The 13,999-nt window shown below is 73.0% G+C and carries 12 protein-coding genes; 10 read left to right on the top strand and 2 right to left on the bottom strand.

Going from position 1 to position 13,999, the window contains the following annotated elements:
• Positions 1-21: 21 nt before the first annotated feature.
• The 5 genes from ACY34K_RS27475 to ACY34K_RS27455 all read left to right on the top strand — a co-directional run bounded on the left by ACY34K_RS27475 (position 22) and on the right by ACY34K_RS27455 (position 5,975).
• On the top strand, positions 22-1,890 hold the full coding sequence (locus tag ACY34K_RS27475) for an acetyl/propionyl/methylcrotonyl-CoA carboxylase subunit alpha (RefSeq protein WP_462751882.1): 1,869 nt from the start codon (positions 22-24) through the stop codon (positions 1,888-1,890).
• Positions 1,887-3,017 carry an acyl-CoA dehydrogenase family protein gene (locus tag ACY34K_RS27470; RefSeq protein WP_462751770.1) on the top strand — a complete coding sequence of 377 codons (1,131 nt, stop codon included), beginning with the start codon at positions 1,887-1,889 and terminating at the stop codon, positions 3,015-3,017. The genes ACY34K_RS27475 and ACY34K_RS27470 overlap by 4 nt, the downstream gene beginning before the upstream one ends.
• A gap of 62 nt (positions 3,018-3,079) precedes the next feature.
• The gene (locus tag ACY34K_RS27465) at positions 3,080-4,666 is read left to right on the top strand and encodes a 4-coumarate--CoA ligase family protein (protein ID WP_462751768.1); all 1,587 of its coding nucleotides are present in this window, start codon (positions 3,080-3,082) and stop codon (positions 4,664-4,666) included.
• Positions 4,663-5,397 carry an enoyl-CoA hydratase family protein gene (locus ACY34K_RS27460; protein ID WP_462751766.1) on the top strand — a complete coding sequence of 245 codons (735 nt, stop codon included), beginning with the start codon at positions 4,663-4,665 and terminating at the stop codon, positions 5,395-5,397. Before ACY34K_RS27465 ends, ACY34K_RS27460 begins: the two co-directional genes overlap by 4 nt.
• The gene (locus ACY34K_RS27455) at positions 5,385-5,975 is read left to right on the top strand and encodes a TetR/AcrR family transcriptional regulator (protein ID WP_462751764.1); all 591 of its coding nucleotides are present in this window, start codon (positions 5,385-5,387) and stop codon (positions 5,973-5,975) included. Before ACY34K_RS27460 ends, ACY34K_RS27455 begins: the two co-directional genes overlap by 13 nt.
• Before the next feature lie 572 nt (positions 5,976-6,547).
• Here the strand turns inward: ACY34K_RS27455 and ACY34K_RS27450 are convergent.
• Positions 6,548-7,648 carry a citrate synthase 2 gene (locus ACY34K_RS27450; protein WP_462751762.1) on the bottom strand — a complete coding sequence of 367 codons (1,101 nt, stop codon included), beginning with the start codon at positions 7,646-7,648 and terminating at the stop codon, positions 6,548-6,550.
• Positions 7,649-7,896: 248 nt separating this feature from the next.
• Here ACY34K_RS27450 and pdxH point away from each other — a divergent pair, with 248 nt between their 5' ends.
• On the top strand, positions 7,897-8,571 hold the full coding sequence (pdxH, locus tag ACY34K_RS27445) for a pyridoxamine 5'-phosphate oxidase (protein WP_462751760.1): 675 nt from the start codon (positions 7,897-7,899) through the stop codon (positions 8,569-8,571).
• A 10-nt stretch (positions 8,572-8,581) separates the two neighbouring features.
• Here pdxH and ACY34K_RS27440 read toward each other — a convergent pair whose 3' ends face one another.
• Complete coding sequence (locus ACY34K_RS27440; RefSeq protein WP_462751758.1) at positions 8,582-9,463, bottom strand: winged helix-turn-helix transcriptional regulator; 882 nt, start codon at positions 9,461-9,463, stop codon at positions 8,582-8,584.
• Between the two features lie 115 nt (positions 9,464-9,578).
• Here ACY34K_RS27440 and ACY34K_RS27435 point away from each other — a divergent pair, with 115 nt between their 5' ends.
• From ACY34K_RS27435 to ACY34K_RS27420, 4 genes are all read left to right on the top strand, one after another.
• Positions 9,579-10,382: an ABC transporter permease gene (locus ACY34K_RS27435; protein ID WP_462751756.1), complete on the top strand. Its 804-nt coding sequence runs from the start codon at positions 9,579-9,581 to the stop codon at positions 10,380-10,382.
• Positions 10,383-10,384: 2 nt separating this feature from the next.
• The gene (locus tag ACY34K_RS27430) at positions 10,385-11,347 is read left to right on the top strand and encodes an ABC transporter ATP-binding protein (protein WP_462751754.1); all 963 of its coding nucleotides are present in this window, start codon (positions 10,385-10,387) and stop codon (positions 11,345-11,347) included.
• Positions 11,344-12,165, top strand: a complete 822-nt coding sequence (locus ACY34K_RS27425; protein WP_462751752.1) for an ABC transporter permease — start codon at positions 11,344-11,346, stop codon at positions 12,163-12,165. The genes ACY34K_RS27430 and ACY34K_RS27425 overlap by 4 nt, the downstream gene beginning before the upstream one ends.
• 326 nt (positions 12,166-12,491) lie before the next feature.
• Positions 12,492-13,817, top strand: coding sequence for a PAS domain-containing protein (locus tag ACY34K_RS27420; RefSeq protein ID WP_462751750.1), 1,326 nt, complete (start codon positions 12,492-12,494; stop codon positions 13,815-13,817).
• The last annotated feature ends 182 nt before the right edge of the window (positions 13,818-13,999 follow it).

Genomic DNA, 13,999 nt, shown 5'->3' with positions numbered 1-13,999 from the left:
TCCCAGATGCCCAGGACCTCCGTGATCCGGAAAATCCTCGTCGCCAACCGGGGCGAGATCGCCTGCCGTGTCTTCCGCACCTGCCGCGCCCTCGGCATCGGCACCGTCGCCGTCCACTCCGACGCCGACGGCGACGCCCTGCACGTGCGGGACGCGGACGAAGCCGTACGCCTGCCGGGCGCGGCACCCGCCGAGACATACCTGCGCGGCGACCTGATCGTGAAGGCCGCCCTCGCGGCGGGCGCGGACGCCGTCCACCCCGGATACGGCTTCCTCTCCGAGAACGCCGCCTTCGCACGAGCCGTCACCGACGCGGGCCTGCTGTGGATCGGCCCGCCGCCCGAGGCCATCGAGACGATGGCGTCGAAGACCCGCGCCAAGGACCTCATGGGCATCGCCCCGCTCACCGACGTCACCGCCGCCGACCTGCCGGTGCTGGTCAAGGCCGCCGCGGGCGGCGGCGGCCGCGGCATGCGCGTCGTCCGCGAGCTCGCCGCCCTGGACGGCGAGCTCGCGGCGGCCCGCGCCGAGGCCCTGAGCGCCTTCGGCGACGGCGAGGTGTTCGTCGAGCCGTTCGTCGAGGGCGGCCGCCACGTCGAGGTACAGATCCTCGCCGACGCCCACGGCACCGTATGGGCCCTCGGCACCCGCGACTGCTCCCTCCAGCGCCGCCACCAGAAGGTGATCGAAGAGGCGCCCGCCCCCTGTCTCGGCCCCCGCGTCCTCGACACCCTGCACGCCCTCGCCGTGCGGGCCGCCCGCGCCACCGACTACCGGGGCGCGGGCACCGTGGAGTTCCTCGTCGTCGACGACCGGGCCCACTTCCTGGAGATGAACACCCGGCTCCAGGTCGAACACCCCGTCACCGAGGCCGTGTACGGCGTCGACCTCGTCGCCCTGCAGATCCGGATCGCCGAGGGCACCGCCCTGGCGCCCGAGCCGCCCGCCCCCCACGGCCACGCCGTCGAGGCCCGCCTCTACGCCGAGGATCCCGCCCGCGACTGGGCGCCGCAGACCGGCATGCTGCACCACCTGTCCGTACCGGGCGTCCGCCTCGACACCGGCTACACCGACGGCGACACCATCGGCGTCCACTACGACCCCATGCTGGCCAAGGCGGTGGCCTGGGCACCCACCCGCGCCGAGGCCGTACGCAAACTGGCCGGAGCCCTGGAGCGGGCCCGCGTCCACGGCCCGGCCACCAACCGCGAACTGCTCGTACGCTCCCTGCGCCACCCCGAGTTCGCACAGGGCCGCATGGACACCGGCTTCTACGACCGCCACCTGGCGGAGCTGATGGACGCCGCCCCGGAGCCGTACGCCGCACTCGTCGCCGCCCTCGCCCACGCCCACGGACGCTCCCGGTTCGGCGGCTGGCGCAACCTGCCCTCCCAGCCCCAGACCAAGCGCTACCGCACCGACGCCGACGGCACCGAGCACGAGGTCCACTACCGCCACACCCGCGACGGCCTCGCCGCCGACGGCGTCGTGGTCGTCGAGGCCACCCCCCGGCTCGTCGTGCTCGAAATCGACGGCGTCCGCCGCAAGTTCCCGGTCGCCACCCACGGCGACCGGGTCTTCGTCGGCGACACCGCCCTGACCGCACTGCCCCGCTTCACCGACCCCGCCGAACGCACCGCGCCCGGCTCACTGCTCGCACCCATGCCCGGCACCGTCGTCCGGGTCGCCGACGTCACCGCCGGCGACCGCGTCGAGGCCGGGCAGCCGCTCGTCTGGCTGGAGGCGATGAAGATGGAGCACCGGATCACCGCTCCCGCCTCCGGCACGCTCACCGCGCTCCACGCCGCCCCCGGCCACCAGGTCGAGGTCGGCACCCTGCTCGCCGTCGTGCACGACCCCCACGAAGCACAGGAGGCACCCGCATCATGAGCACCATCGAGAGCCAGGAGCACCGGGACCTGCGCGCCGCCGTCGCCGCCCTCGGACGCCGCCACGGCCCCGCCTACGACCGCGCCACCCTGTGGGCCGAGGCCGGCAAACTCGGTTACCTCGGGGTGAACCTGCCCGAGGAGTACGGCGGCGGCGGCCGGGGCATCAGCGAACTCTCCATCGTCCTGGAGGAGTCCGGCGCGGCCGGATGCCCCCTGCTGATGATGATCGTCTCGCCCGCCATCTGCGCCACCGTGATCGCCCGCTTCGGCACCGACGAACAGAAGCGCGCCTGGCTCCCCGGACTCGCCGACGGCAGCCTCACCATGGCCTTCGGCATCACCGAACCGGACGCCGGATCCAACTCCCACCGGATCACCACCACCGCCCGCCGCGACGGCGACCAGTGGATCCTGACCGGCCGCAAGGTCTTCGTCTCCGGCGTCGACATCGCCGACGCCACCCTGATCGTCGCCCGCACCGAGGACGCCCGCACCGGCCGGCTCAAGCCCTGCCTGTTCATCGTCCCGCGCGACGCCGAGGGCTTCGCGCGCACCGCCATCGACATGGAACTGCGGGCCCAGGAGCGACAGTTCGAACTGGTCCTCGACGACGTCCGGCTCCCGGCGGAGGCCCTGGTCGGCGACCAGGACGCCGGGCTGCTCCAGCTGTTCGCCGGGCTCAACCCCGAACGCATCATGACCGCCGCCTTCGCCATCGGAATGGGCCGCCACGCACTCGCCAAGGCCGTCGACTACGCCAAGACGCGGCAGGTCTGGAAGGACCCCATCGGCGCCCACCAGGCCATCGCCCACCCGCTCGCCCAGGCGCACATCGAGCTCGAACTGGCCCGGCTGATGATGCAGAAGGCCGCGGCGCTCTACGACGCGGGCGACGACCTCGGCGCGGGCGAGGCAGCCAACATGGCCAAGTACGCGGCGGGCGAGGCGTGCGTCAAGGCCGTCGACCAGGCTGTGCACACCCTCGGCGGCAACGGGCTCACCCGCGAATACGGCCTCGCCCGGCTGGTCACCGCCTCCCGGGTCGCGCGGATCGCCCCCGTCAGCCGCGAAATGATCCTCAACTACGTGAGCCACCAGTCCTTGGGTCTCCCCAAGTCGTACTGACAAAGGGGATTCTGGCGACCGAAGGCAGCACCACACCAACGGAGCGTGTCGAAGGGGCCGTCATGGTTTTCCACAGTGAGTACGCGGATGTTCCGGCCGTCTCCCTGCCCATCCACGAGGCGGTGCTGGGCCGGTCCGCCGCCGAGCACGGCGAGGAGATCGCCCTCGTCGACGGCGCGGGCGACCTGGCCCTCACCTACGCCCAGCTCGACACGTACCACCGGCGGATCGCCGCCGGGCTCGCCGAGGCGGGTGTACGCAAGGGCGACGTCCTCGCCCTGCACAGCCCCAACACCGTCGTCTACCCGGCCGTCTTCTACGCGGCGACCCGGGCCGGCGCCGCCGTCACCACCGTGCACCCGCTGGCCACGGCCGAGGAGTTCGCCAAACAGCTCGGGGACTCCTCCGCCCGCTGGATCGTCACCGTCTCGCCGCTCCTGGAGACGGCCCGGCGGGCCGCCGAACTGGTCGGCGGAATCCGGGAGATCTTCGTCTGCGACCAGGCGGAAGGACACCGCTCCGTCCTCGACATGCTCGGCTCCACCGCCCCGGAACCGGCCGTCACCATAGACCCGGACGTGGACATCGCCGCCCTGCCGTACTCCTCCGGCACCACCGGCGTCCCCAAGGGCGTCATGCTCACCCACCGCTCCATCGCCACCAACCTGGCGCAGCTGGAGCCGCTGATCCCGATGGGGCCGGGCGACCGCATCCTCGCCGTACTGCCGCTCTTCCACATCTACGGCCTGACCGCCCTGATGAACGCCCCGCTGCGCCTGGGCGCCACCGTCGTCGTCCTGCCCCGCTTCGACCTCGACCAGTTCCTCGCGGCCATCGAGAAGCACCGGATCAACGGCCTGTACGTCGCGCCGCCGATCGTCCTGGCGCTGGCCAAGCACCCGGCCGTGGCCCGGTACGACCTGTCGTCGCTGGAGTACCTGGTCAGCGCGGCCGCCCCGCTGGACGCGCAGCTCGCGGCGGCCTGCTCGGCGCGGCTGAACCTGCCGCCGGTCCGGCAGGCCTACGGCATGACGGAACTGTCCCCCGCCACGCACGTGGTGCCGCTGTCCGTGCCGAACCCGCCCCCCGGCACGGTCGGCCGGCTGCTGCCCGGCACCGAGATGCGCATCCTCTCCCTCGACGAACCCGGCGTGCCCGGCAAGGACCTGGGCGTCGGCGAGGAGGGCGAGATAGCGATCCGCGGCCCACAGGCGATGAAGGGCTACCTGGGCCGGCCCGACGCCACCGCCGACATGATCGACCGGGACGGCTGGGTGCACACGGGTGACGTCGGTCGGGTCGACCGGGCCGGCTGGCTGTACGTCGTCGACCGGGTCAAGGAACTGATCAAGTACAAGGGCTTCCAGGTCGCCCCGGCCGAGCTGGAGGCGCTGCTGCTCACCCACGAGGGCATCGCCGACGCGGCCGTCATCGGCGTGTACGACGACGACGGCAACGAGGTCCCCAAGGCGTACGTGGTGCGGCAGCCCGGTGCGAACGATCTCTCCGCCGACGACATCATCGCGTTCGTGGCCGGGCAGGTCGCTCCGTACAAGAAGATCCGGCGCGTCGCGTTCGTCGAGGGCGTGCCGCGGGCGGCGTCGGGGAAGATCCTCCGGCGCGAACTGAGGGAGCGAGAGGGCGCATGACGCTGGTCACCACCGCGCACGAGCGCGGCATCACCACCCTGACCCTGGACTCGCCCGACAACCGCAACGCCCTGTCGGCGCGGCTCGTCTCCGAGCTGGCCGGGGCGCTGGAGGGGTGCGGGAAGGATCCGGCCGTCAGGGCCGTGGTGCTGACCCACACGGGGACGACGTTCAGCGCGGGAGCCGATCTGAAGGCACCGCCCAGTCCGTACACGTTCGTGGCACTGCTGCGGCAGATCGTCGAGCTGCCCAAACCGGTGGTCGCGCGGGTGGCGGGACACGTGCGGGCCGGGGGCCTGGGGCTGGTCGGGGCGTGCGACATCGTCGGCGCCGCGGCGGCGTCCGACTTCGCGCTGACGGAAGTCAGGATCGGGGTGGCGCCGTCCGTGATCTCCCTGTCCCTGCTGCCCCGGCTCGAACCCCGCGCCGCCGCCCGCTACTACCTCACCGGTGAACGCTTCGACGCCGCCGAGGCCGCCCGCATCGGCCTGGTGTCGGTCGTCGCCGGCACCGCCGACGAGGCCGTCGCCCCGGTGCTCGACGGACTGCGCAGGGCCTCCCCGCAGGGGCTGGCCGAAGCCAAACGCCTGGTCACGGCTAGGGTGCTGGAAACCTTCGAGCGCGACGCGGAGGACCTCGTGCAGCGCTCGGCCTCGCTCTTCGCCTCGGCGGAGGCCCGCGAGGGCATGACGGCCTTCCTCGAACGACGGGACCCTCTATGGGTGTTGTGACCCCAGCCCCCAAGGCACCCAAGCAGGACCGCAGCCGGGCCACCCGGCAGCGGCTGCTCGAAGCGGCCGTGGCCTGCCTCGCCGAGCGCGGCTGGGCGGGCTCCACGGTCTCGGTGGTCGCCGAGCGCGCCGGCGTGTCACGGGGCGCCGCCCAGCACCACTTCCCGACCCGGGAGGACCTCTTCACCGCGGCCGTCGAGTACGTCGCCGAGGAACGCTCGCAGGCCCTGCGCGCCCTGCCCGTGCAGAACCGCACCGCGGTCGTGGCGGCCCTGGTCGACCTCTACACCGGACCCCTGTTCCGGGCCGCGCTGCACCTGTGGGTGGCCGCGTCCAACGAGCCGCAGCTCGGCGGCCGTGTCACGGAACTGGAGGCCCGGGTCGGCCGGGAGACCCACCGCATCGCGGTGGAGCTCCTCGGCGCCGACGAGACGACGCCCGGCGTGCGCGAGACCGTCCAGGGCCTGCTGGACATGGCGCGGGGCCTGGGCCTCGCGAACCTCCTGACGGACGACAGGACACGCCGTGAACGTGTGGTGGCCGAGTGGAGCCGGATCGTCGACCGGGCGCTCGGCTGACGAAGCCCCCGCCCGACGAAACCCCGGCCCGGCCACCGCTTCGGCGGTGCCCCGGCCCGGGCGTCGCTTCCCACGGCACCGGCCCGGGGCGGGGTCGGCGAGGGCCGTGGGTGCCCTTTCCAGGGTGTCGGACCCGGGGCGCGGTCACCGGCCCTGAGTCGGACGCCCGTCGGGGTGTCGGCCGAGGGGTGCGTTTCGGCGGGTGCAGCGGACCGGTCACCCCTCTCGCCGTGTCGGACCCGGGGCGCGGTCACCGGGGGCTGTGGGCCGGGCCCGCTTTCCGGGGTGCGTCCGGGGGCGGGCGGGGTCGGCGAGGGGCCCGGCGAGTGAGCCGAAGTGGGGGTCCCCCCGGCCGAAGGCCAGGGGGAGCCGCGATGCCGTAGGGGAGACCGCGATCGGTACGCGGCTACTGCCGCGCGTGCGGAGGTCCCGGGGAACGAGGGACCGAGCGGGGGTACCTCCCACGCGCGCGGGGGCGGAGGGGGAGATCGACCGTCGGCACCGACTCGGGCGCCCCGATGGGGGTCCCCCGGCGGAGCCAGGCGGAGAACCGAGCCCCGGAAAGGGGCGACTCAGCCGACGATGTCCTCGTAGCCCGTGATCTCGCGCGGGTTGCGGGAGCCCGGGCCGACATAGCGGGCCGACGGGCGGACCAGCCGGCCCGTGCGCTTCTGCTCCAGGATGTGCGCGCTCCAGCCGGCGGTGCGGGCACAGGTGAACATCGACGTGAACATGTGGGCCGGGACCTCGGCGAAGTCCAGCACGATCGCCGCCCAGAACTCCACGTTCGTCGCCAGGACGCGGTCCGGGCGCCGAGCGTGCAGCTCCTCCAGGGCGGCCTTCTCCAGCGCCTCCGCCACCTCGAAGCGCGGCGCGGCGAGTTCCTTGGCGGTGCGGCGCAGGACGCGCGCCCGCGGGTCCTCGGCGCGGTAGACGCGGTGACCGAAGCCCATCAGCCGCTCACCCTTGTCGAGGGCCTGCTTCACGTAGGCGACGGCGTCGCCCGTCCGCTCGATCTCCTCGATCATGCCGAGGACGCGGGACGGCGCACCGCCGTGCAGCGGGCCGGACATGGCGCCGACCGCGCCCGACAGCGCCGCCGCGACGTCCGCGCCCGTCGACGCGATCACGCGGGCGGTGAACGTGGAGGCGTTCATGCCGTGCTCGGCGGCCGACGTCCAGTACGCGTCGACGGCCTTGACGTGCTTGGGGTCGGGCTCACCGCGCCAGCGGATCATGAACCGCTCGACGACCGACTGCGCCTTGTCGATCTCGCTCTGCGGCACCATGGGCAGGCCCTGTCCGCGCGCGGACTGCGCCACGTACGACAGCGCCATCACGGCGGCCCGGGCGAGGTCGTCGCGGGCCTGCTCCTCGTCGATGTCGAGAAGCGGTTTCAGGCCCCACACCGGGGCGAGCATGGCCAGCGCGGACTGGACGTCCACCCGGATGTCACCGGAGTGCACCGGGATCGGGAACGGCTCGGCGGGCGGCAGGCCGGGGTTGAACGCCCCGTCGACCAGCAGACCCCACACGTTTCCGAAGGAGACGTGGCCGACCAGGTCCTCGATGTCGACGCCGCGGTACCGGAGCGCGCCGCCCTCCTTGTCCGGTTCGGCGATCTCCGTTTCGAACGCGACGACTCCTTCGAGTCCGGGTACGAAGTCGGACATCAGGCGGCTCCTCAGATGTGTCGGCGGCTCGGGATTCGTCCCGTGACGGCTCAACCCCGTGATGCCCCGTGCGGATGGTGGTCATCCAGCGTGCTCGCGGGAGAAACGTCGGGAGGTAACAGTGACCCAGCGCATGAGTCTGTCGGGTTCCACCGTGGCGGGGAAGCGTGACATCCGGCACACTGCGCCGATTCGGTCAGTGAGGATTACCGGCACTCGGTGCCGGGCAGACTGGGCCCTACGGCAGGATGAGTCCTGTGACCGATGCTCTCGAGCCCGCACTCGATCCCGCCGACATGCGCGAGCAGTACCGCACCGCCGAACTCTCGGAGGCGGATCTCGCCGCCGATCCGATGGGCCAGTTCGCGCGCTGGTTCAAGGACGCTGCCGGCAGCCCGGAGATCCACGAGCCGAACGCGATGGTCGTGTCCACGTCCACGCCCGACGGCCGGCCGTCCTCCCGCACGGTGCTGCTCAAGCACTACGACGAGCGGGGCTTCGTCTTCTTCACGAACTACGGCTCCCGCAAGGGCGGCGAGCTCGACACCAATCCGTACATCTCGCTGCTGTTCCCGTGGCACCCCATCGCCCGGCAGGTCATCGTCACCGGCACGGCGAGCCGCGTCGGCCGCGACGAGACCGCCGCGTACTTCCGGACCCGCCCGCACGGCTCCCAGCTGGGGGCCTGGGTCAGCGCGCAGTCGACCGTGATCGCCTCGCGGGCGGAGCTGCTGGCCCGGTACGAGGAGCTGGCGGCCCGCCACCCCGAGGGCGAGCAGGTGCCGGTGCCGCCGGACTGGGGCGGCTTCCTGGTGGTGCCGGAGTCCGTGGAGTTCTGGCAGGGGCACGAGAACCGGCTGCACGACCGGCTCCGGTACACCCGGGCCGACGGCGGCTGGCACATCGAGCGCCTCGCCCCCTGAGGGCGCGCGGTCAGCCGGAGGCGGCCGCCCGCCCTTCCCGCAGCGCCGTCTCCACGGCCGCGGGGATGTCGGACACGGGGAACTGCACGTGCCGGACCGTGCGCTCCCGGTCCAGCACCAGCACCGCGCGCTTGAGCCGCAGCCCCTGACCGGCCCGGAACGTCGGCAGCCGCAGCGCCGCAGCCAGTCGGCTGTCCATGTCGGACAGCAGCGGGAAGGGAATGTCCTCGGCGGCGGCGAAGGCGCGCTGCTCGTCCGGCCGCTGGGTGCTGACGCCGCGCACCGCGACGCCCGCCGCGGCGAAATCGCCGTGCGCGTCGCGGAACAGCCGGTTCTCCAGGGTGCAGCCGACCGTGCCGGGGATGTCCGACCAGCCGTCCGGCAGCGGGCTCGGCCGCCCGGTCGCCGGGTAGCAGAACAGCACGGTGGCGCCCGCCCGGCCGTCCACCGGGTCCAGTTCTTCGCCGGTGTGGGCGGGCAGCGTGAGGCGCGGCAGCCGGGTGCCGGGCAGGCCGAGGACGCGGCTCGCCTCCGCGCCGTGCTCGTCGGCGGAGGCGGTCAGTGAGCCGTCGCCGAAGACCCAGCGGTCCGCCCAGTCCTGCATGGCCACGAGAACCGGCAGCAGGGCGCGTCCGGCGGCGGTGAGCCGGTACTCGTGGCGCACGGGGCCCCGCTGGTAGGGGACCTTCTCCAGGACGTCGCTGTCGACGAGGTGGTTCAGCCGCTCGGTGAGCACCTTCCGGGAGATCCCCAGCTCGTGCTGGAGCTCGTCGAAGCGATGCCGGCCCCGCGCGGTCTCCCGCACCAGCAGCAGGCTCCACCAGTCCCCGATGACGGCGGCGGTCTGCGCGACCGCGCACGCGGCGTCGCGCTCGGGCACTGCTCTGCCCATGTCGTCGGCTCCTTCACTGTGCCCGTTCGCGGGCAACCATCTTGCGCCATGACGTGAGTTCCCGATAGAAACTCACTATCCATCAATCAGTTCCCAAAGGAAACTCACGGTACGCATGGACACAGCCCGGGCCACCGCCTGGCGCACCTGGCAGATGACCAAACGCGCCTATCCCTGGACCTACGCCGTCGGCACCGTTCTGCCCGCCGCGCTCACCATCGCCCTCGCGTACCTCGGCTTCCACGCGATCGGCGGCGGCCGGGTGGGCGAGGACTTCACCGCCGGCAGCGGCACCGCCGCCTACCTCGCCTACATCGCGGTCGGCGCGACGGCCTTCCAGTTCACCGTCCGCCTCATCCTCTGGTCGGCCAAGGCGCTGATCACCGAACAGCGCCAGGGCACCCTCGCGGCCCTGCTCATCGCCCCCGCCGGCCGCCTGCCCTACCTGATCGGCTTCACCGCCTTCGCCGTCCTCAGCAGCCTCGCCGAATTCCTCACCCTGGGCGTCGTCATCGCCCTGCTCGGCATCTCCGTCCCCGTCGCCTCACCCCTCGGCGCGCTCGCCGGGGCCGCCGCCCTCGTCTGCGCCGTCTTCGCGATCTCCGTGGGACTCGGCGGCCTGATGATCGCCGCGGGCGAGGCACACATCTCGCAGAACACCGTCTTCACCGTGCTCGGCCTGCTCTGCGGCTTCACCTTCCCCCGCGCCTACCTCCCGGCCCCCGCCCAGTGGCTCGCCGAAGCGTTCCCCACCACCGCCGCCATGGACGTCCTGCACGGCTCCCTCACCGGCGGCCAGACCCTCGACGCCCTCGCCCCGCGCCTCGCCGTCTGCCTCGCCCTCACCGCCGCCTACCTCCTCCTCGGCCTGAAGCTGCTGCCCCGCGCCGAGGCCCGAGCCGTCGAAAGGACCTCCTGACCATGCAGGGCATACGCGTCCGAGAACTGCGCAAGGACTTCCCCGTACGCGCGAAGATCTTCGGCCCGCGCACCGTCAAGACCGCCGTCGACGGCCTCGACCTCGACATCCCGCCCGGCCGCGTCACCGGGCTCCTCGGCCTCAACGGCGCGGGCAAGACCACCACCATCAAGACCATCGCCACCCTGCTGCGGCCCACCTCCGGATCCGTCACCGTCGACGGCCTCGACACGGTCACCGACGCCCGTGCCGTACGCCACCGCATCAACCTCATCGCCGGCGGTGAACGCATGGTCTACACCCGTATGACCGGCCGCGAGAACCTCTGGTACTTCGGCCAGCTCTACGACGTGCCCAAGGCGGAACTGCGCGCCCGCACCGACGAACTCCTCGCCCTCGTCGGTCTCGCCGACGCCGCCGACACCATGGTCGAGCGCTACTCCCGCGGCATGACCCAGCGCCTCGCCATCGCCCGCGGACTGATCAACCGCCCCGCCTACCTGCTCCTCGACGAGCCGACCCTCGGCCTCGACGCCCCCATCGCCCGCGACCTGCGCCGCGTCGTCGCGGACCTGGCCGCGAACGGCACCGGGGTCCTCCTCACCTCGCACTACCTCGCCGAGGTCGAAGAACTCTGCGCGCACGTCCACGTCATCTCCGCCGGCCGCCACCTCACCGACGGCAGCCCGGCCGAACTCAAGGCCGCGACCGGCAGCCACCGCACCGTCCGCATCACGCTCACCAACCCCACCGCCCGCACGGACGCCGCGCTCGCCCCCTTCGGCGCCACCACCGAGCCCCTCCCGGACGGGGCCCAGCTGGTGACCCTGCGGCACCCCGACGACATCGCGGGACCACTCGCCGCCGCCCTCGTCGAAGCGGGCGGCTCCATCGGCGGCCTGGAGATCGCCGAGGCCAGCCTGGAGGACGCGATCCTCACCCTCGCCGCGGGAGCCCCGGCATGAACCACGCCCTGCGCATCCTCGCCGCCGAAACGCTCAAACAGCACCGCCGCCTCTTCGGGCAGCCGCTCGTCGTCTTCTCGATGCTCGTCTGGCCGGTCCTCCAACTGGCCACCACCTACTACACGCTGCGCCCGGTCGCGACCGCCTCCCCGGCCGCCGCGAACTGGCCCCTGGCCGCCGACCCCGACCGCCTGCTCGCCTTCCTGGCGACCGGCACCCTCGCGTACGCCTTCTTCTTCTCCCTCGTCCAGTCGGCCTGGCACCTGTCCTTCGAGCGCTCCACCGGCACCCTGGAACTGCTCTTCCTCTCCCCGGCCGGCCGCCTCACCCTCATGATCGCCAACGGCGCGGGCGCGCTCCTGCAGAACGCCTGGCTCCTGACCTGCTTCACCGTCGCGGCCCTCACCGGCTTCGGCACACTCGCCGTCTCCGCCTGGTGGATGTACGCGGTGGTCTTCCTGGCCCTGCTGGTCCCGGCCGTCGCCTGGGGCGCGTTCCTCAACAGCCTGCTGGTCTTCTCACGCGACTCGGCGTTCCTCTACACGATCCTCGACGAACCCCTCTGGTTCGTCTCGGCGGTCCGCCTGCCCCACTTCGCGCTGCCCGCGGCCGTCCAGATCATCGGCGCGGTCTTCCCCCTGACCGGCAGCCTGATCGCGGTCCGTGGCGCGCTCCTGGAGGCCCGCACCCTCACCGAGCTCGCCCCCACCCTCACGGGCCTCACGGCACTCAGCGCCCTGCTCCTCGGGGCGGCGGCCCTGATCCTCCGGGCCGGTGAGGCCCGCGCCCAGCGCACCGGGAAACTGGCCCTCGCCTGACGCAAAAACCCGCGGGCTCTTGTCCCTCAGAAGAGGGGTCGGCCGGATGTGCCGACGAGCCCGCGGGTCGGTGACTGCTTGGGATTGCGGCAGGAGGCCTGCCGTCATGTTGCACAGAGTGCGACAGCAGGCCTCAGCCCGCAGTCACCTCACGCATCCGAAAAGAAACCACTTCCGGATCACCTCCTTTCCTGTGTGCCCACACACTAAGAAGCGGTCCTCGGCCCACACAACCGATTTTCCGGAACCGCGTGTGTCCTGGGTCACGTTCCAGTTGAATGAACGAGCGTGCAGCTGCACGTGACCGTCCTGCAGGGGGTGCCGGGATGAGTGCGTCCAGGAGTGAGACCGCGCGTGCGCTCGGGCCGGGCGAGCCCGCGCCCGGCGCCGATCTGCTGGCGGCGCTGCTCGACGGCATGGACGCGGCACTGCTCGCCTTCGACGCCGACGGCGTGATCACCCACTGGAACCGGGAGGCCGAGCGCATCCTCGGCTGGACCCGGGAAGAGGCCGTCGGACGGCAGGGCTTCGCCGGCTGGGCCGCCCGCAGCGCCGACGCGGGCGACGTCCAGCGGCGGCTCATGGCGGCGATGGAGGCCCCCGGCCGTCAGGTCCACGAGTTCGCCCTCCTCCGCAAGGACGGCGGGCGGGTCCTCGTACGCACCCAGTCGGCCGGTGTCCGCGGCGCGGACGGCAAACCGGCCGGGGTGTACTGCGCGTTCAGCGAGGTGCACGCACAGATCGACCTGGAGCGGTCCATCGCCCTGAGCGAGGCACTCCTGGAGGACGCCACCTGGGGCGTCGTCCTGGTGGACGTGGACCTGCGGCCCACCGTCGTCAACGCCCACGCCGCCCGCGCCCTGGGCTCCGGCCGCACCGCCCTCCTCGGCCGGCCCCTCGGCGAACTCGTCGTCCAGGGCGTGGAGGAACTCGAAGGCGCCCTGCACCACGTCCTCGCCGAGGGCCCGCCACGGGCCCTCGCCGAACTGTGGGTCACCGTGCGCACCCCGGAGGGCGAACGCCGCCGCTGCTGGCGCAGCGGCTTCCTGCGCCTCGCCTCCCCCCTCGCCGAAGAACCGGTCCCCCTCGGCGTCGGCTGGCTCTTCCAGGACATCACCGACGCCAAGCTCGCGGCACAGGAGTCCGACCGGCTGCGCTTCCGCTCCAGCCAGCTCCACCGCGCGGGCAACGCCGCGGCGGAGTGCGAGGACCCGATGGAGGCGGCGGTCGTGTACCTGGACTTCGCCCTCGCCGGGTTCGCCGACCACGCCGTGCTCGACCTGTTCCAGGACGGCCGTCTCGTCCGCGCGGCCGCCTCGCCCACCGGGGCGCCGGGCCCGGTCGCCCGCGTGGCCGACGCGGGCATACCTGTGCGATACGAGGACGGGCACCCCGCCCTGCAGGCGGTCGACCGCGCCGGCTCGGTCCGCACCAGCGCGGGCACCTCGGCGCGGGGATGGGCCACCGAGCGGCAGTGGCCCCGCGACGCGGTGCACGCCCTGTGCGCGGTGCTGCGCAGCCGTGGGCGGACGCTGGGAGTGGTGACGTTCCTGCGGGCGGGGACGCGACCGGGGTTCGAGCGGCCGGACGCGGTGTACGCGGAGAGCGTCGCGGTGCGGGTGGCCGCCGCGGTGGACCTGGCCCAGCCCTGACCCGCCCCAGCGCCCCGGGCGCGCCCACCCCGGTGGCTCCGCCCCGGACCCCTGTTCAGGGGGACCCCATCGCCCTGCGGAACGACTGCCCACAACCGGAGTAGCGGGCCCCGGCCGCCAACCGGACCGACGGGCCCCGGCCAACGCCGAGCCGCGCTCGGCATACGGAGCTGGGGTGGGGT

Source organism: Streptomyces sp. STAM6, assembly GCF_054963715.1.
This window is presented reverse-complemented; position numbering and strand designations above follow the sequence as displayed.